This is a genomic window from Ruegeria sp. C5 (genome assembly GCF_056537605.1).
The window spans coordinates 375,155-394,176 of sequence record NZ_JBQFRX010000001.1 but is presented as its reverse complement, the minus strand read 5'-3'; the positions used below and the strand labels follow the sequence as shown (position 1 = coordinate 394,176).

17 protein-coding genes are annotated in these 19,022 nt (G+C 56.4%); 7 read left to right on the top strand and 10 right to left on the bottom strand.

Going from position 1 to position 19,022, the window contains the following annotated elements:
• Positions 1-59: 59 nt before the first annotated feature.
• The 7 genes from ACR0AW_RS01965 to ACR0AW_RS01935 all read right to left on the bottom strand — a co-directional run bounded on the left by ACR0AW_RS01965 (position 60) and on the right by ACR0AW_RS01935 (position 8,160).
• Positions 60-638, bottom strand: a complete 579-nt coding sequence (locus tag ACR0AW_RS01965) for a holin family protein (protein WP_170732107.1) — start codon at positions 636-638, stop codon at positions 60-62.
• Complete coding sequence (locus ACR0AW_RS01960) at positions 629-1,240, bottom strand: holin-associated N-acetylmuramidase (RefSeq protein ID WP_170732105.1); 612 nt, start codon at positions 1,238-1,240, stop codon at positions 629-631. The genes ACR0AW_RS01965 and ACR0AW_RS01960 overlap by 10 nt, the downstream gene beginning before the upstream one ends.
• Before the next feature lie 148 nt (positions 1,241-1,388).
• Positions 1,389-1,835: a cytochrome c maturation protein CcmE gene (gene ccmE / locus ACR0AW_RS01955; RefSeq protein WP_170405562.1), complete on the bottom strand. Its 447-nt coding sequence runs from the start codon at positions 1,833-1,835 to the stop codon at positions 1,389-1,391.
• A 7-nt stretch (positions 1,836-1,842) separates the two neighbouring features.
• A complete protein-coding gene (argC, locus tag ACR0AW_RS01950; RefSeq protein WP_170732103.1) occupies positions 1,843-2,871 on the bottom strand; it encodes an N-acetyl-gamma-glutamyl-phosphate reductase in 1,029 nt (342 codons plus the stop codon).
• Positions 2,872-2,965: 94 nt separating this feature from the next.
• The gene (gene murI, locus ACR0AW_RS01945) at positions 2,966-3,775 is read right to left on the bottom strand and encodes a glutamate racemase (protein ID WP_170405556.1); all 810 of its coding nucleotides are present in this window, start codon (positions 3,773-3,775) and stop codon (positions 2,966-2,968) included.
• Positions 3,776-3,783: 8 nt separating this feature from the next.
• Positions 3,784-4,662, bottom strand: a complete 879-nt coding sequence (locus tag ACR0AW_RS01940; RefSeq protein WP_170393174.1) for a lysophospholipid acyltransferase family protein — start codon at positions 4,660-4,662, stop codon at positions 3,784-3,786.
• Between the two features lie 78 nt (positions 4,663-4,740).
• Positions 4,741-8,160 (bottom strand): indolepyruvate ferredoxin oxidoreductase family protein, encoded by a 3,420-nt coding sequence (locus ACR0AW_RS01935; protein WP_170732101.1) that lies wholly within the window; start codon positions 8,158-8,160, stop codon positions 4,741-4,743.
• A 169-nt stretch (positions 8,161-8,329) separates the two neighbouring features.
• On the opposite strand from ACR0AW_RS01935, the gene ACR0AW_RS01930 reads away from it, so the two are divergent.
• From ACR0AW_RS01930 to grxD, 6 genes are all read left to right on the top strand, one after another.
• Positions 8,330-9,238 (top strand): LysR family transcriptional regulator, encoded by a 909-nt coding sequence (locus tag ACR0AW_RS01930; RefSeq protein WP_170393176.1) that lies wholly within the window; start codon positions 8,330-8,332, stop codon positions 9,236-9,238.
• Positions 9,239-9,507: 269 nt separating this feature from the next.
• Positions 9,508-11,754: a mechanosensitive ion channel family protein gene (locus tag ACR0AW_RS01925; protein ID WP_170393177.1), complete on the top strand. Its 2,247-nt coding sequence runs from the start codon at positions 9,508-9,510 to the stop codon at positions 11,752-11,754.
• Positions 11,755-11,943: 189 nt separating this feature from the next.
• The gene (gene purL, locus ACR0AW_RS01920; RefSeq protein WP_170732099.1) at positions 11,944-14,103 is read left to right on the top strand and encodes a phosphoribosylformylglycinamidine synthase subunit PurL; all 2,160 of its coding nucleotides are present in this window, start codon (positions 11,944-11,946) and stop codon (positions 14,101-14,103) included.
• Between the two features lie 138 nt (positions 14,104-14,241).
• Positions 14,242-14,478, top strand: a complete 237-nt coding sequence (locus tag ACR0AW_RS01915; RefSeq protein WP_170393179.1) for a BolA/IbaG family iron-sulfur metabolism protein — start codon at positions 14,242-14,244, stop codon at positions 14,476-14,478.
• A 43-nt stretch (positions 14,479-14,521) separates the two neighbouring features.
• Positions 14,522-14,812 carry a hypothetical protein gene (locus tag ACR0AW_RS01910; protein WP_170510095.1) on the top strand — a complete coding sequence of 97 codons (291 nt, stop codon included), beginning with the start codon at positions 14,522-14,524 and terminating at the stop codon, positions 14,810-14,812.
• Complete coding sequence (gene grxD, locus ACR0AW_RS01905) at positions 14,799-15,161, top strand: Grx4 family monothiol glutaredoxin (RefSeq protein WP_170393181.1); 363 nt, start codon at positions 14,799-14,801, stop codon at positions 15,159-15,161. The genes ACR0AW_RS01910 and grxD overlap by 14 nt, the downstream gene beginning before the upstream one ends.
• 1 nt (position 15,162) lies before the next feature.
• Here the strand turns inward: grxD and ACR0AW_RS01900 are convergent, their stop codons facing one another.
• The 3 genes from ACR0AW_RS01900 to ACR0AW_RS01890 are packed head-to-tail and all read right to left on the bottom strand — an operon-like array spanning position 15,163 to position 16,738.
• Positions 15,163-15,513: an MliC family protein gene (locus ACR0AW_RS01900; RefSeq protein ID WP_170405544.1), complete on the bottom strand. Its 351-nt coding sequence runs from the start codon at positions 15,511-15,513 to the stop codon at positions 15,163-15,165.
• Positions 15,513-15,905, bottom strand: coding sequence for a cell division protein ZapA (locus ACR0AW_RS01895; RefSeq protein ID WP_170393183.1), 393 nt, complete (start codon positions 15,903-15,905; stop codon positions 15,513-15,515). Before ACR0AW_RS01895 ends, ACR0AW_RS01900 begins: the two co-directional genes overlap by 1 nt.
• Positions 15,905-16,738: a coiled-coil domain-containing protein gene (locus ACR0AW_RS01890; protein ID WP_170732097.1), complete on the bottom strand. Its 834-nt coding sequence runs from the start codon at positions 16,736-16,738 to the stop codon at positions 15,905-15,907. The genes ACR0AW_RS01895 and ACR0AW_RS01890 overlap by 1 nt, the downstream gene beginning before the upstream one ends.
• A gap of 234 nt (positions 16,739-16,972) precedes the next feature.
• On the opposite strand from ACR0AW_RS01890, the gene tkt reads away from it, so the two are divergent.
• Positions 16,973-18,994 carry a transketolase gene (gene tkt, locus ACR0AW_RS01885; protein WP_170732096.1) on the top strand — a complete coding sequence of 674 codons (2,022 nt, stop codon included), beginning with the start codon at positions 16,973-16,975 and terminating at the stop codon, positions 18,992-18,994.
• Positions 18,995-19,022 lie beyond the last annotated feature (28 nt).

Below are 19,022 nucleotides of genomic sequence, written 5' to 3'. Positions count from 1 at the left end.
CGGCACCGGTGCAAGTGCCATTCACATTCGCCTCGGATCACCGCACATAATGTCGCGCCTCAGGTCTTTCGTAGCCGCTTCCAGTCCTCCAATGCAGGGTTCGAATCCGGCTGGTTGACTGCTTCGGCCAACGATGCGTCCGAGCCAGTATCGGCGACACCCGGACTGTCATCGCGCAACCCGCGGATCGTTTCAAGATTGGCGATCACCTCAGGCGTCCTCAGCATTGTCGCGCTGATTTCTCTTTGAAAATCCTGCGCTTTGATCTGATGCCGCGCGCCAAAGTAAAACGACACGATCACCCCTAACAGCCACCACAGTGGCTCTGGCACCAGCGCAATTCCCTGCATACGTGCTGCGAACCACAGCGGATCGATCATGGCGGCCAGAAACAAACCCAATGTTCCCAAAGCCAGCGCCGGTCGCGGAAGGCGATTCAGCCCATCCATGAATCGATCAAACCTGGTTTTGCTTGGAGCTTGGAATTCAGTGCCGAATTGCGCCATGGCCGCACCGCGCAGTTCGACAGAACGCTCGGCACCGCTTTCTACATTTTCGCGAAACACTTCCGCAGTTTCGCGAACCACATTGCGACCTCCGCCAAACAAGAGCGCCAACAAACCCGAGATCAAACCCATCCTGAAACCCTTTTCTGAAACGCGTCCTCGCTCAGATGATACTTGGGCGATAAAAACTCTTCGGCACGCTTGATCCATCCGCCTTTGCCGCCCGCGCGATTTCTGGCATATTTGCGAAGAGCGATCCGCCGGTCTGCTAAACGGAAGTAATAGTTTCGTCTTGCGACCCCATAGGCATCGCGAAACACCAGAGGCTTTGGACTAGCCGCCTCGCGGCTCGCCTGCGCAGTCTGAGGGCCGATGACCCCGTCAACCGTAATGTCATACTCCATCTGCCACAGCAGGTTCTGCAGGATTTTCACCGCTTGAGCTCCTGCATTGACGTACATGTCGAACACGGATGCCTGTACGGCTTCCGGCAGCACCTGAAGGCGTGGTTTCTCAAAATAGTGTTCCAGAAAAATATCGACGGCCTGCGCTTTGCTAAGCATGCGCACGTCTTGTTGCGTCACCGAACCATCTCGGTCCAGATCGAGACCCAATCGGCGCATGGTATGGATCGTCACACCGTATTTCGTGGCACCACCGGGATCATCGGGATCATCCACAAAACCACCTTCCCGCGCCACGATCCCTTTTGCAATCTGCCGCACTGTCCGCATTGCCGCCCCCTCTGCCAAACTTTGGTAAACGGTCGGACAATTTCGTTAACACCACTGCAAAACAAAGGGCGCTGCCTACCTTAGCACGCAACGCCCCGCTTCTTCTGTTTAGAAATTTTAACGCCAATGGCATTCAGCGATGCTGCATTCAGCTATCGCCTGATTCCTGATAAACGCCTTGCTCTTTTAATGCGTCCACAACCTCTTTGGGCATGTAGGTTTCATCGTGTTTCGCAAGGATTTCAGTGGCTTCAAAGACTCCATTCACATAACTTCCGGTGCCCACCATACCCTGATTTTCCGAGAACAGATCAGGCAGAACACCGGTAAAAGCGACCTTTACGCTTTCACCGCCGTCGGTCACGACGAAATGCACAGTCTCACCCTGCCCGCGAATGATCGAACCTTCTTCGACCAATCCACCGATACGGAACACCTCGGTCGGTTTCGGCGGTTCTGCAATCACCTGACTGGGTGAGCGGAAAAAGTTGATGCCATCACGCATCGCATATCCGATCAGACCCGTCGCCAGTATCAGGGCCGCAACAGCCACTAGAATGACTTGTACACGACGACGTTTCTTAAGCGTTTTCATACCGTCCTCACGGGAACAAGGGGGCCATCATCAGACCCAGGGTTTCATCCTCACCTAACATCAGGTTGGCGTTCTGCAAGGCTTGCCCGCTGCTACCTTTTGTCAGGTTATCCAATGCTGCTACCACGATTGCACGGCGTTCGATCCGATCTCCAACGACACCGATATGGCAGAAGTTCGACCCCCGCACATGGTGGGTTGAGGGCGTCTCGCCAAATGGCAGCATCTCAATAAAGGGCTCGGCTTCATAGGCCGATTGAAGTGTCTCATACACGCTCTGCGGGTCACCCTTTACATAGGTTGTGGCCAGAATACCCCGGTTGGCTGGGATCAGGTGCGGTGTGAACTGCACATGCACGGTTCTTCCAGCCAGTTCCGTGAATTCCTGATCAAACTCGCCCAGATGCCGGTGCGTCCCGCCAACGGCATATGCGTTCGCCCCTTCACTGAGTTCTGCGTGCAATAGATTCTCTTTCAGCGCCCGACCTGCGCCCGAGACCGCGCATTTCAGGTCCAGAATAATGTCATCCAGATCAATCACACCCGCCGATATCAGCGGACGCAGCACATACTGACCCGTCGCGGCATTGCATCCGGTCCCGGCAACCAGCCGAGCGCCGCGGATTTCGTCACGGTAGAACTCGGTCAGACCATAAACCGCCTCTTCCTGATGCCCAAGCGCGGCATGTGAATTCCCATACCACTTCTTGTATTCGTCGCCATCGCGAAGTCGAAAATCTGCTGACAGGTCAACAATTTTCAAGGTGTTGGGCAGTTCGCGAATGACTTCCTGACTGGTCTTGTGCGGCAGAGCGCAGAAACACAGGTCGATTTGGCTAAAGTCGATCTCGGAAATCTTGCAAAGCGCCGGCAAATCCATATGGCGCAGATGCGGAAATACCTGCGCCATTGTCTGTCCAGCCTTCCGCTCGGCGGCCAGAGCTTTGATTTCCATACTCGGATGCCCGGCGATCAGCCGCACGAGTTCCGCGCCGGTGTAACCAGAAGCGCCAAGAATTGCGATTTTGTGGGTCATGTCAGACCTCTTTCATTCATGTGTCACATGGGGTGACCGCCGCTGTGACGGTCAACGAATTACGGAATCGGAAAAGCGCCGTCCTTGACCTAGGTCAGGCGGCTTCAAAGGTGATTTGTCGTCGGAGGAACTGAGTCGCGCGATCCGTCACAACGCCCGGCTTACCCGTTGTCAGGAAGCCATCGGTGCCCTCACCCAGCATATTCGGATGCCGTTGCAAGTAGTCTGCAAGGCTTTCCGCAACCAGATCACCCTGGCTATAGACTTTCACATCCGGTCCGAGCGCCTGCTGAAACGTCTCTGCCATCAGCGGGTAATGCGTACAGCCCAGAATGGCTGCTTGCGGTTCCGGCATCTTGCGCTTCAGAGCATCCACATGGCTGCGTACCAAGGCCTCGGCCAAGATCATGTCGCCCTCTTCGATGGCGTCCACCACCCCGCCGCAGGCTTGCGCCTCGACATCAACCCCGATCGCCCGAAACGCCAGCTCCCGCTGAAACGCACGGCTCGACACAGTCGCGGGCGTCGCAAACAGCGCAACATGCTGCACCTGAACCTCACGCGGCGGAGAGTTGTCGCCCCATTGCCGTTCAGTCAGCGCCTCAATCAAAGGCACAAATACGCCCAGTACACGCTTTCCTTCTGGCACGCCCGCTTCTTGCATCCGACGCAGGGCGGCGGCGCTTGCGGTATTGCAGGCCAGAATCACCAGATTGCAGCCGCGATCCCAAAGGTCCTGCACAGCGTTTCGTGTCAGGTTAAAGATATCCTCGGCATCGCGCACACCATAAGGCGCATGCGCGCTGTCCGCGAAATAAAGGAAATCAACGTCGGGCAGACGTTTCTGCGCGGCGTTCAGGACGGTCAAACCACCCAATCCGGAATCAAAGATACCTACTGCCATTTGCCCCTTCAGGCGCGATGCCGTTCCTCGAATTCATAGCCATAGTCATAAGACTTCAATGGCTCTGGAGACAGCTCATACGTGGCTTTGCGCAGGAAATCCATCATCTTGCGCGTATCCTTGCCCAGCGGGTCCAGAATGTCTCGCCCAATGGGGTCTCCTACGACCACGCGGACGGGGGTATCGACACGTTTCTTGAACTCTTTGATCAGCAACCCCATCCGCAGAGTGTTGTGCAGATGGCTGGCAATCTGGAACAAACGCGAGGTGTGACCATCGAAGAAAACCGGCACAACGGTCGCATTGGATTTGGCAACCATCCGCGCTGTGAATCCGCGCCAGCCCGGATCCATCGGATGAGAAAATGGCTTGGCCGCAGTGCTAACTGTGCCACCCGGGAAGATCCCGATTGCACCACCATCGCTTAGGTAGTTCAGAGCGGTTTTGCGGGTCGCAAGATTCAGCTTCATCGCATCTTTTGTGGCATCAAACGAAATTGGCAGCACGATGCTGTTCAGGTCTTCAGCTTTGCGAAAAACATGATTGGCGAGAATGCGAAAGTCTGTCCGAGTCTGAGACAGGATGTGTCCCATCATTAGCCCGTCTAGAATGCCGTAAGGATGGTTCGCAATCAGGATCAATGGCCCATCTTTTGGGATGTTCGACAACGCACCGCCAACCACGTCTAATGTCAGCCCATATCGATCCACCATTACGGACCAAAAATCACGCCCCTGTGCGACCTCCTGCTCATACCCGTCAGCGCGGCGGATAAGACGCAGACGACCGGTCGTGTTTTCCATCAGCTTGATCACTATACGCCCGCTCCGCGTTTCTGCGGAATGGGCGTAAGAGATGTCACGAGCGACGTGATGGCGCGAGGGCATAGGCTACTCCGGTTTGCTGCCGCTTAGATAAGGCCGGGTAGACATTTTGCATAGGTTTGATGACAAGCTTGTAAAGCCTCACTCTGCCGCAGCTTTCATCTGAGGCCCGCCAGCGCGAATAACAGCCAACAATTCCTCGCGCCGTTTCGCAGCCTTAGCCTCATTGGCGACCAAAACCGGACCGAAACCGCGAATGTCCAATGGCAGAGCCGCAAGGGCCGCGATCGCATCACTGGTTTCGGGCGTCAGACTGGGCAAAACCTCTTTCATGTCCTTTTCATACTGGCGGATCAGAGCACGCTCCATTTTGCGCTCTGTCGTGTAGCCAAAGATATCCAGCGGAGTGCCGCGCAAACCTTTCAGCTTGGCTAGAACCTTCAACGGACCAAGAAACCACGCTCCGAACGCTTTCTTGGCCGGGCGTCCATTGTCGCCCTTCGTCCCTAGGGTTGGCGGCGCAAGATGGAAGGTCATCTTAAAGTCACCATCAAACTCGGCCTCCGCCTTCTGGCGACTGTCGAGCAGCAATCGGGCGACTTCATATTCATCCTTATATGACAAAAGCTTATGGTAGCCTTTGGCAATAGCCTCACGAACGTGTTGATCTTCAACGCTGTCGACGAGCTTGCGATAACGTTTCGCCAACCGCTTATTCTGATAGTCGATCAGGTGCGCAGCGCGGAAATCGATCACTTGATCGAGGGTCTTTGGCAACTCTTCCACGTTGGGGCGCAAAATATTAGCCACGTCGTCGGGGTGGGTCACCGCCCAGCGACCAACTTCAAAGGCGCGTTTGTTGCGCTCGACCGCCGCACCATTCAACTCAATAGCACCCATTATCGCTTGGTGACTGATCGGTAGCAGACCACGCTGCCAGGCTGCGCCAAAGACCATCATATTGGAATAGATCGAGTCGCCCATCACGGCTCGCGCCAGATCGGTGGCATCGAAAAGGGACACCCCATCTTTCAACCGCGCCTGCAGCGCAAGCTGCAATTGATCGCTGGGGATTGTGAATTCTGTATCGCGCGTGAAGTCACCGGTGATAATCTCATGACTGTTCACAACGGCGCCGGTCTGGCCGGTTTGCGTGAGGCCAAGCGTCTTGGCCCCGGCCGATACCACCAGATCACCGCCGATCAGAGCATGCGCCTCGCCAGTGGCAACACGGATCGCGCTGATATCTTCGGGCCGGTTGGCCAGACGGCAATGGATATGTACGGCGCCACCCTTCTGTGCGAGGCCGGCCATTTCCATCATACCGGCACCCTTGCCGTCGATTTGTGCGGCTTGCGCCAGAACCGCCCCGATGGTGACAACGCCTGTGCCACCAACGCCGGTGATCACGACATTATGGGTGCCGTTGATCTGTGGCAAAACGGGGTCCGGTAGGTCGGGCAAGTCGAGGTCGGTCGTCGCCTCTTTGCGGATTTTCGCCCCTTCAACGGTTACAAAAGACGGGCAGAACCCGTTCAAGCAGGAAAAATCCTTGTTGCAGCTTGACTGATCAATCGCACGCTTGCGGCCAAGTTCGGTCTCTTTCGGTACGATGGAAACGCAGTTCGACTGAACGCCGCAATCTCCGCAACCCTCACAGATATCGGTATTTATGAACACTCGCTTATCGGGGTCGGGGAACGTGCCGCGCTTGCGTCTCCTGCGCTTTTCAGCTGCGCAGGTCTGGACATAAACAATGACCGATACACCCTCGATTTCGCGGAATTTTTCCTGAACCTGCATCAGTTTTGAACGCTCGAACGTATCAACACCCGAAGGCAACGCACCAAAATTCACATCTTCTTTTTCGTCGTAAACGACAGCGACGTTGCTGACACCCATCGCGCGGACCTCGGCGACGATGCGTTCGGCACTTAGCCCACCTTCGTTCTCCTGACCTCCAGTCATCGCAACGGCGTCGTTATAGAGGATCTTAAAGGTGATATTTGTGCCCGCAGCCAGTGCCGCCCGGATCGCCTGCACGCCGGAATGGTTATAGGTGCCATCGCCGAGGTTTTGGAAAACATGTTGTGTGGTCGAAAACGGAGCCTCGCCAATCCAGTTCGCCCCTTCGCCGCCCATCTGGGTGAAACCGGTGGTTTCGCGATCCATCCACTGCACCATGTAGTGACAGCCAATCCCGGCATAGGCTCGGCTGCCATCAGGCAGCTTGGTTGAACTGTTATGCGGACATCCTGAACAAAAGTATGGTAAACGCGCCGCGATTTCCTGCGCATTGTCAGCCCGGCGCGCTTCGGACAGCGCCTCCAGTCCGGCACGAACGCCATCTGTATCGCGCCCCTCTTCGATTAGGATCTCACCCAGCTTCTCGGCAATCATGATCGGGTCAAGCGCCCCTCGGGTCGGGAACAGTTCTTCGCGGTGCAGCGTCCCCGCGCCGCCTTTGTACCAGCCATAAACACGGCGCCCACGACGGTCGTCAAAGATCGCTTCTTTAACCTGAACTTCGATCAGCTTGCGCTTTTCCTCGACGATCACGATCAGATCCAGCCCCTCAGCCCAATCGTGGAAGCCCTTCATATCCAAAGGGAAAGTCTGACCGATCTTATAGGTGGTAATGCCTAGCCGTTCGGCCTCATCCGCGTTGATGTTCAGCAGCGACATGGCATGAGTCAGATCAAGCCAGTTCTTACCCGCCGCCACAAACCCAATCTTGGAGCCCGGTTTTCCCCAGACCCGCTTGTCCAACTTGTTGGCGTGCGAAAAGACCTCTGCCGCAAAGCGCTTGTGGTCGATTACGCGCGCTTCCTGCAGATGCGGCGTATCACCCAGCCGAATATTCAGCCCACCCTCTGGCATATCGAATTGAGGGGTGACCAGCTGCATTCGGTCAGGGCGGCCATCTACGACGGAAGTCACTTCGATCGTGTCTTTCATCGTTTTCAGCCCGACCCAGACCCCGGCGAACCGGCTGAGCGCGAATCCGTAAATGCCATAGTCCAGAATTTCTTGCACACCTGCCGGGCTGACCACGGGCATATACATGTCCACCAGTGACCATTCCGACTGATGTAAAACGGTGGAGCTTTCACCCGTGTGATCATCGCCCATGGCCATCAATACACCGCCATGTTGCGCCGTGCCCGCCATATTGGCATGGCGCATCACATCACCGGATCGATCTACGCCCGGCCCCTTGCCATACCAGAGCCCAAAAACACCATCGAATTTTCCGTCGCCACGCAGCCCCGCCTGTTGGCTGCCCCATAATGCGGTTGCGGCCAGATCTTCGTTCAATCCGAATTGAAAGGTGACATCCTTTTCGGCAAGTTGCTTTTCTGCACGAGACATCTGAAGGTCTACAGCCCCAAGCGGAGACCCCCGATAGCCTGTGACCAGACCCGCTGTGTTCAATTCCGCCGCAGTGTCTCGTACTTTTTGCATCAGCATCAAACGCACCAGTGCCTGCGTTCCGTTCAAAAGAACCGGGCTTTTGGACAGGTCGAACCGGTCGTTGAGTGAAATTTTCGGCTGACTCATCTGACGTCTCCCCTCGTCGGATTAGTGTGCTTTATTCTCGTGCATATTAGGTCATAAATACTGACCTGTATAGTGATTTTACTCTATTCCGTAACGATTTCCGGGTTTCATTGTGGAATTTGTTACCTGTTTCATATAGGGCTGCGCGAGGATAACGAAAGTTGCGGCGATGGATTGGGATAAGCTCAGAATATTTCACGCGGTTGCAGACGCTGGCAGCCTCACACACGCGGGAGACAAGCTCAATTTATCTCAATCCGCAGTGAGCCGTCAGATCCGCGCGCTTGAAGAATCACTCGATGCAACCTTGTTCCACCGCCATGCACGCGGTCTGATTCTGACAGAACAAGGCGAATTGCTGTTCGATGCCACGACGGCCATGCTGAAACGTCTGGATGCCGCTGCAGCGCGTATCCGGGATAGTGAAGATGAGGTCTTTGGCGTACTGAGGGTGACCACCACCTTCGGGTTCGGCACGCTGTGGCTCGCACCGCGCCTACCGAAGCTCTATGAACAGTATCCTGACCTCAATATCGACCTCATGCTTGAAGAGCGGGTATTGGATCTGCCAATGCGTGAAGCCGATGTGGCCATCCGCATGAAAGAGCCCAGCCAGGCCGATCTCGTGCGCAAACGTCTGATGACAGTGCAGATGCTGCTCTATGCAACGCGCAGCTATTTGGATGCTCATGGTGGGGCGCCTGAAACGCTGGAAGACATTTCCAAGCACCGATTGATCTGCCAAACGCCCGCAGCCCCTCAGGTTGGGGCAAGCGCGTCGATGGTTCGTCACCTTATGACATACAATCCCGGCTCGTTGCTGACCGTGAACAACTATTTCGGCGTTCTTCAGGGCGTGCTGCATGATCTGGGTATCGGAGTACTTCCTGATTATGTGACTGAGGACTTCCCGGATCTGGTCCCCGTCATGTCAGACATCGAAAGTGCTGATGTACCGGTTTACCTCGCCTACCCCGAAGAATTGCGTCATTCCAAACGGATAGCGGCATTTCGGGACTTTGTGCAGGATGAGATAATCGCCCATCGCAAACAGCTAAGGCAATTGGGCAAGCTATAGCCATGCACTCAGAGCATAGCGGGCATGACGCCGGGGTCTGCTAATAGACCTTGATCGTTAATAAACTGATCCCTAAATGAGCACATGAAGGCGGTGATGCTGAAACGCTCATCATCTTCATACCTCCCTGTTGGACTACGGCCGAGCTTAGTGCTCGGCCTTTTTTTTGCGCGAGGCTGATGCAATTCAGTGGAAAGCACTGGGAAAATCCAACGCGTAGGCCTATGATCCCGAAAAAACACCTAAATTTCGTGTTCGAGGGCTAATTCATGTTCCACTCATTCCGCCTATTGTTGGCGATGATTTCAGTCTTGTTCCTGGCCGTGCCACTTCATGCACAAGACACAAGCACAACCGCTACAGTTGAAATTCCCGAAGATCTGACGCCAGAACAGGTTGATGATCTGGTTGCGCGCATGTCTGACGACCAGGTACGGGCAATCCTTCTGGAACGCCTTGACGCTGTTGCCGAAAAGCAAGCGGCGGAAAAGGAAGGTCAGGAAGACCCGCTGACCGAGCTCAATGAGATCTGGGCAGAAATGGTCGCATCCTGGACACATGTTCTGACCACAGTTCCCAATATCATCAGTGCGCAAATCACTGCATTTAGCAATTTCTCTGACAAATTGGGGGGCGCTGGTGTTCTGACCCTAATGGGGCTGGTGCTCTCGGTCCTGATAGTCGGCTTCATTGCTGAGAAGCTATTCATTTTCCTGACCCGCCGCTGGCATGAGGCAACCGAGCCCTCGGGTGACGCTGATCTCAGAGGCGCTGTGAACTACCTGTTCCGCCGATTTTGCCGCGAAATTGCAGGGCTTATCGTATTCTACGTCGTCATTCGGGCGATTGGCCGAGGATTGCTGAGCCCCGAGCAGATCATCTATGCAGCCCCATTTGTATTCTACCTAATCTGGGTGCCGCGTCTGGGGGCAGCAGTCTCGCGCTTTGTTCTTGCGCCGCAAAAGCCACAATTCCGATTGGTAAACATTGACGACCACTGGGCAAAATACCTGCATCGCAACCTGATCGGTCTGCTGATCCTGATCGGCTTTACCTTGTTCGTACTAAGGTTCAATGCGCTGAACGGGGTTACCGGCGATCAGACGCGCATCGGTTTCTGGCTGAACGCAGCAATCCACGTCTATATTGGCATAATCGCCTGGACAGCGCGCGAAGGTTTGTCACAGATGATGCTGGGTACCGACCCGGACCACACCAAGTTCGACGAAGAAGTCGCGCGGTATTACCCGTATTTTGCAATCGGCGTTTCTGTCGTGATTTGGCTGCTGGTCGAATTCCTGGTGGCACAACGCAACCCGGCGCTGATCCGCGTGTTGTCCGGTGGAGCGCATTTCACAACCATGTTCTGGCTGTTGATTGCACCTGCACTTGATACATTGATACGTGGTTTGGTGCGTCACCTGCAGCCGCCAATGTCGGGCGAAGGGCCATTAGCAGAACGCGCCTATCGATCGGCCAAGCGCAGCTATATTCGCATCGGTCGGGTGATTGCTGGCCTCTTCGTCGTCTTCATGATTTCCCGTGTTTGGCAGCTTGATCTGCGCCATGTTGCGTCCGCAGGTATCGGTGCCGAAGTTGGCGGCGCAATCATCGAGTTCCTGCTGATCATCGCTGTCGGCTACATCCTGAACGAGATCGTCTCGCTATGGATTAACCGTCGTCTGGCCAAGGAACAGACAGCGGCCGAGGAGCTGGATGAAGAAGCCGGCGGAGAAGGTGGCGGCGCAGGTGGTTCGCGTCTGGCGACCGTCCTGCCCTTGTTGCGGATTACCGCACAAGTCACCATCTCGGTGATCTTCGGCCTGCTAGCCCTGAGCGCCTTGGGCATCAACATCACGCCGCTGCTGGCTGGTGCTGGTGTTTTGGGTCTGGCCATCGGCTTTGGTGCGCAGAAACTGGTGGCCGATATCGTAGGCGGCATCTTCTTCCTGATCGATGACGCATTCCGCGTCGGCGAATATGTCGATGTCGGCGGGACCATGGGAACGGTCGAGAAAATTTCGATCCGCTCAATGCAGCTTCGCCACCATCGTGGTCCAGTCCACACTATACCTTATGGCGAGATTCAAAAGCTCACCAACTTCAGCCGTGACTGGGTGATCATGAAGTTGAAATTTACTGTGCCGTTCGACACCGACCCCAACAAGGTCAAGAAGATCTTCAAGAAGATCGGTGCCGAGATGATGCAGGACGAGGTTCACAAAGATGGCTTCCTGCAGCCCTTCAAATCTCAGGGTGTGTTCGACTTCGACGATGTCGGTATGATCATCCGAGGCAAGTTCATGGCCAAGCCCGGCAAGCAATTCACACTGCGTAAGGAAATCTTTAACCGTGTGAAGGCCGAATTCAACGCAAATGGTATCGACTTCGCCCGCCGCGAGGTGCGCGTCGCCATCCCGGGGTTGGATGAGGCTGAGAACATAACTGAAGAACAAAAAGCTGCCGCCGGCGCCGCCGCCGCAGATGCGGTCAACAAAGGGCAAAACCCCGCCTGACACTTAGGCTTCGACACGTTTCAGCCGCTGGCTGAACCAAATCAGCACGCCTCTCAAATCGGAACCGGTCTTATGGCCGGTTCCGTTTTTTATTGCCCGATGACCCCTGTGCGGGTTTGGCTCTTTCCTCAAGCGGCCCATTGCCCTAAAAGGCCCGCAATCTCGGCCCACTTGGACACAGGACAGAAGATGCAAGAGCCCGCCATCACACCCGATCTGATTGCCGCACATGGGCTCAAGCCCGAGGAATACGACATGATCCTTGAGATCATCGGGCGTGAGCCGACCTTTACCGAGCTTGGCATCTTTTCAGCGATGTGGAACGAGCATTGTTCTTATAAGTCATCCAAGAAATGGTTGCGCACCCTTCCGACCTCTGGCCCTCAGGTTATCTGCGGCCCAGGCGAGAATGCGGGTGTCGTCGATATCGGCGACGGTCAGGCCGTGGTGTTCAAGATGGAAAGCCACAACCACCCCTCGTATATCGAACCCTATCAGGGCGCGGCGACCGGCGTGGGCGGCATCCTGCGGGATGTTTTCACCATGGGCGCACGGCCCATCGCCTCGATGAACGCACTGTCCTTTGGCGAGCCGGACCACCATAAGACGCGCCAATTGGTGAACGGAGTGGTCGAGGGGATTGGCGGCTACGGCAACTGCTTCGGTGTGCCTTGCGTGGGTGGCGAAGTTCGGTTCCACCCGGCCTATAACGGCAACTGCCTTGTGAACGCGTTTGCCGCTGGTCTGGCTGACAGTGACAAGATTTTCTACTCGGCCGCTTCGGGCGTTGGGATGCCCGTCGTCTATCTGGGCGCAAAAACCGGTCGTGACGGTGTGGGCGGAGCAACCATGGCATCGGCCGAATTCGATGACACCATCGAAGAAAAACGCCCCACCGTTCAGGTCGGCGACCCCTTCACCGAAAAGCGCCTGATGGAAGCAACGCTGGAACTGATGCAGACCGGTGCCGTGATCTCGATCCAGGACATGGGCGCAGCGGGCTTGACCTGCTCGGCTGTAGAGATGGGCGACAAAGGTGGTCTGGGCGTGCGTTTGGACCTCGAGAATGTCCCGCAGCGCGAAGAGAACATGACGGCTTATGAGATGATGCTGTCGGAATCTCAGGAACGGATGCTGATGGTCCTCAAACCTGAGCTTGAGGCTGAGGCCCGCGCCGTGTTCGAAAAATGGGACCTCGATTTTGCCATCGTTGGCGAAACCATTGCCGAAGACCGTTTCCTGATCATGCACAATGGTCAGATCAAAGCCGATCTGGTCCTGTCTAAACTGTCCTCGACCGCGCCTGAATACGACCGCCCGTGGGAACCGACCCCTGAGTCCGCGCCACTGGAAGACGTACCACAGATCGATCCGATCGACGGTCTGCGCGCCCTGCTCTCTTCACCCAATTACGCGGGCAAACAATGGGTCTATGAGCAATACGACACCATGGTCATGGCGGATTCAACACGCACGCCGGGTCTGGGCGCTGGCATGGTCCGCGTACATGGCACTGACAAGGTGCTGGCCTTCACCAGCGACGTAACCCCGCGCTATGTCCGTGCAAACCCGGTGGAAGGCGGCAAACAAGCGGTGGCCGAGGCCTATCGCAACCTGACCGCCGTGGGGGCCAAACCACTTGCCACCACAGACAACCTGAACTTCGGGAACCCCGAAAAGCCCGAGATCATGGGTCAGTTCGTCGGCGCGATCCAAGGTATCGGTGCCGCCGTTGGTGCGCTGGATATGCCCATCGTGTCGGGCAACGTCTCTCTTTATAACGAGACAGACGGTCAGGCGATCCTGCCAACCCCCACCATCGGCGCGGTTGGTCTTCTTGCTCATAGCGACGAGATAATCGGAAACGAAGTTCGGGATGGCCATGTTGCGCTGGTCATCGGCGAAACCAACGGCCATATGGGTCAGTCCGCCCTGCTGGCCGAGGTATTCAACCGCGAGGACGGAGACGCGCCGCATGTTGATCTGGCTGCAGAGGCGCGCAACGGGGAATTCATCCGTGCCAATCGCGAGATGATCAAAGCATGTACTGATCTTAGCGATGGCGGCCTTGCACTGGCAGCGTTTGAACTTGCTGAAGCTGCAGGCGTAGGCGTTTGCCTGGATGATGCATCGTCCGAGTTCCTATTCGGCGAAGACCAGGCCCGTTATCTTGTGGCGTGCAACTTCGATCAAGCCGAGGCGCTGATGATCGCTGCCGGTCAGGCTGGTGTCCCGCTGGTCTCGGTTGGTCGATTTACCGGTGACAGCGTGAAGATCGGCAATTCCGAAGCTCCTTTGGCAGAACTGACCGAGACCTTCCGCCAGAGCTTTGCCGCCGCGGTCGCCTGATCAATCGTCTCTTTCGAATTCCAGAATTCCCGCGTCTTCCATAGGCGCGGGATTCGCGTATCTGAAAAATGCTCGACATCTTGCACGCCCGCTCCCATCACTCTACATCTTGGTAAAGACCTACAGGAGTGAACCTACATGCCGATGAGCGCCCACGAGATCGAAACCCTGCTGCGCGAAAGCTTTCCCAATGCGGAAATTCAGGTTGGTGGCAGCGATGGCGTGCACATGTCCGCCATGGTCGTGGACGAAAGCTTTCGCGGCAAAAACCGCGTTCAGCAACAGCGTGCGGTTTACGCTGCGCTGAAAGGCAAGATGGATGGATCTGATGGGGAATTGCACGCGCTGGCGTTGACGACGAAGGTACCTGAATGACACAGCACTACTTTCAAAAAAGCGCCTAAGTGGCTTTGAAAAGATGAGTGGCTGGCCCTTCTGGATATCTCTTCTTGGTGCATTGATAGTTGTCGCCGCCCTCATCGAAGCCTATGTCAAACGCAACAGAAAACGAAAACTGTCGGATATGCGCCCTGACCCCGATACGCTTAGCAAGGTTGGGGGAATTGAACGATACGGGCTTGATCCGGTGACGCTTGCACAAGCAGAACACCGGCGGCTTGAAGAAGAAGGATGGGCACCTGAACCGCCCGATAACCGAACGACCGCCGCGCAAGCGGATGAAAAGGAAAAGCAAGATGAGCGACGTTAAGACCCAGATCGACGAAACCGTCAAAGCCAACGATGTGGTGCTTTACATGAAAGGCACCAAAGAGATGCCGCAGTGCGGGTTCTCATCCCGGGTGGCCGGTGTTCTGAATTACATGGGTGTCGAATACACCGATGTGAACGTTCTGGCTGACGAAGCTGTGCGCCAGGGCATCAAGGACTACTCCGACTGGCCAACCGTGCCTCAGCTTTATGTCAAAGGCGAGTTTGTCGGCGGTTGCGACATTATCACTGAAATGACGCTGTCGGGTGAGCTAGACACACTGTTCGATGAAAACAGTGTGGGCTATAACAAAGACGCTGCGGACAAAATCCGCGAAGCAAACGCGTAAGCTATCGGCTGCTACAGTCCTTGAACAATACGAGTTCCGGGGCTGTGTCGCCTTCGGCCTGATGGCTGATCGTGGCATCCCACCCCTTGGAGCGCAGGGTGTATGTCCCTGCCCCTCCGACGGATTCATACCGGATGCCCGAGCCGCTTGGAACCTGTTTCATGGGGATCAACTGATCATCGATCATCATCGCAGCCGCCCCATCGCCATTTGAGGCGTTAAAGTAGGACACCGGCACTTGCGTGTTGTTTTCACAGGTAAACGTCACGGACAGAATGTCGATATCGGCCTTTGCCATCGTGCCAGTCAGCGAGACGACGGCCGCGCAAAAGGCCATTCGGGCGATCGGCATTAGGCCGTCCTTTCTTCAATGACTGCCGCCAGGGCTTCGGCGCGCGCCGCCATTTCAGCCAGCGTATCCGTGACAGATGGCGGCACTACCGCGACCTCGATCCGTTCAGGTTCCGGCTGCGGTTGGCTGCGGAGCCGCTTCAATTCGGTCTCCAATTCAACCAGCTTGGCCTCGGCCAGTTTCATGCGATCTTCATGCGCGGCTGCCTTGTCTGCCAACATGAGTCCCGCCATCAGCAGCATCCGCGATTCCGGCATACGTCCGATCTGGTCCGACAAAACCTGAGCCTCATCATCCAGCAGTCTGGCTGCCGCTTGCAGAAACGGTTCCTCACCGTCCTGGCACGAGACATCAAAGCCGCGGCCACCGATATGAATGGTTACTTCGGGCATTATTCCACCTCTCCCTCGGCCAGATTGGCATGACTTAGCAATGGCTCAAGCCGAGCCAGGACCGCATGCGCTTCGGCTGCGTCCGACGCGCGCGCGGCACGTATGGCTTCTAATTCGGCTGTCGTGGCCCGGTTCAGCATGTCAGCATCCGTGACACCGTCCTCTGCGGCGGCGCGTAATTCATCGACAGCGATTCGGAGCTGATCGTTTGCATTGCGAAGCCGTTGCAAATCATCATCCAACCGGGACATCGCGGCCCCATGGCTAGCCCGTTCCGCGCGCAGCATCTCAAGCTCGGCATTGAGTTCGGTTAACCGCTCGCTATCGACCAGTTCAGCCCGCAGACGCGCCAATTCGGCCTCCATCTCTTCCGCGCGATCCGCGATTGGGGTCAGTTTCTCGACCTGCGCGCGCAACGTATTGGCCTCTTCTGCGGCGCCCTGATGTGAGCGCAGAGTCTCAATCTCTGCCTTCAAGCCCTCGACTTCGTCCGTGTTTTCAAGCGCAGCCTTGGCATCCGCCAACTCGGCCCGCGCAGCCTCAACCGTGGCGAGCTGAGAAGTCGCCTCGGCCAATTGCACACGCAGCGCATCCACTTCCGAACTCGGTGCCGGTTGCGCACGCAGCGCGTCAATCTCTTGCGCGTGCCTCTCTTTGATCGTTTTCAGCCGTTCCTCAAGCTGGGCATTGGCCACCCGCTCTTCTTCAAGCGCCGTTCGCAGCGACGTATCATCACCGGCTGCGGATCCAGCATCGTGCAAGGCCTCGACACCATTACCGATCCGCTCCATCGCGGTGATAATACGGCGTTGTAGTTCTTCGATCTGACTCATGCCTGTGTCACCTCTTTATCAAGGTTCGTTCTGATATTCGCCTACCCGAATCAAAAGCGGCGGCGCTCAGCCCTAGTCTAACGGAATGCGACAGAAAATACCCACTGTTTGGTTTCAACCACTTGCACACCGCTCTTGAAGCGCCAATTCGGTGTGCCACGCGGTTCTGCTTGCACTTTGACAATCGGATGGTATTCAGCGCCCATCTGCCCGTAAACCAAAGGAACAACGCCCGTGGACCTGACTGCGCTGCGCAATGCCAACCCCGAACACTGGGACAAGGCTGCGGCCATCCGCACCCTGACCCTCGACGCTGTCGCCGCCGCCAATTCCGGCCATTCCGGTATGCCGATGGGCATGGCCGATGTTGCGACCGTATTGTTCGAAAAGCACCTCAAATTCGACGCCGCTGCCCCGAACTGGCCGGACCGCGATCGGTTCATCCTATCGGCGGGTCACGGTTCGATGCTGGTCTATTCGCTGCTGTATCTCACCGGTCATGGCGATGTTACGCTGGAAGAGATCAAGAACTTCCGTCAATTGGGCGCTAAAACTGCCGGGCACCCCGAGAACTTCCTGATCGATGGTGTCGAAACCACTACCGGACCTTTGGGTCAGGGCATTTCGAATGCCGTTGGCTTTGCGATGGCCGAGGAAATTCAGCGTGCGCATTATGGCAAGAAGATCGTTGATCACTATACCTACGTGATTGCGGGCGACGGCTGCCTGATGGAAGGCGTCAGCCAAGAGGCGATCACTTTGGCCGGTCGCCACGAGCTGAGCAAGCTGATCGTCTTCTGGGATAACAACAACATCACCATCGACGGCACAGTCGACATCGCCGACCGCACCGATCAGGTGCGCCGTTTTGCGGCCTCGGGCTGGCATGTGCTTGAGATTGACGGCCACGACCCCAAGGCCATCGATGCGGCCATCATGCAGGCGAAGAAGTCGAACAAGCCGACGATGATTGCTTGTGAAAGCCACATTGCACTGGGTCACGCGGCGCAGGACACTTCAAAAGGCCATGGCGCTCTGACCGATCAGGATCAGTTGAACGCCGCCAAAGAAGCATATGACTGGCCGCATGATGCGTTCGTCATCCCTGCTGAGGTCAAAGCCGCTTGGGAGGCCATTGGTGCACGTGGCAAAGCCGAGCGCGCAGCGTGGGAGGAGCGTTTTGCGCAAGTCTCCGAACGTAAACAAGCCGAATTCAACCGCGCCTATGCGTTTGAGGCGCCAAAGAAGCTGGCCGGCGCCATCCGGTCGTTCAAGAAACAGATGTCGGAAGACCAGCCAAAGCTGGCCACACGCGCCTCTTCAGAGAAGGTGTTGAATGTCGTTAACCCGATCATGCCCGAAACCATTGGCGGCTCGGCTGACCTGACTGGGTCGAACAACACCAAATCGGCTGATATGGGCGTGTTCCTTCCGGAAAACCGCAAGGGTCGGTATATCCATTACGGCATTCGTGAACACGGTATGGCCGCTGCTATGAACGGTATGGCGCTGCATGGTGGCATTCGCCCGTATGGCGGTACGTTCATGGCCTTCACCGACTATGCGCGGCCCTCGATGCGTTTGGCTGCACTTATGAAGATCCCGACGGTGTTTGTGATGACCCACGACTCGATTGGTCTGGGCGAAGACGGTCCGACGCACCAACCGGTGGAACATCTGGCGATCTCACGCGCGACGCCGAACACTTATGTGTTCCGCCCAGCCGATACGATTGAGACCGCCGAAGCCTGGGAATTGGCGCTGACCTTCAAGGATAGCCCCTCAGTCCTGTCGCTGACCCGTCAAGGCGTGCCAACTGTTCGGACCCAGCACAAAGCCAAAAACCTGACCGCGCAAGGCGCCTATGTATTGGCTGACGCAGAAAACAAGCGTCAGGCGATTCTGATTGCCACAGGTTCCGAGGTTTCGCTGGCGATGGAAGCTAAAGCAATACTTGAGGCCGAAGGCATCGGCACTCGGGTCGTTTCCATGCCCTGTATGGAGCTGTTTGCCGAACAAGACGAAGCCTACCGCAAGCGCGTATTGCCTGCGGGAGCCGTCCGCGTCGGTATCGAGGCTGCGGTTCGCGCCGGAGGCTGGGACCGTTGGCTTCTGGGCGAGCGTGGTCGCGAGGCCAAGGCTGGGTTCATCGGCATGTCCAGCTTTGGTGCGTCGGCACCCGCCGGAGAGCTCTACAAGCATTTTGGCATCACGACCGAGGCAACAGTCGCCAAGGTCAAAGAACTGCTGGGTTGAACCTACCCAAATTAGTCAAAAGGCCTCG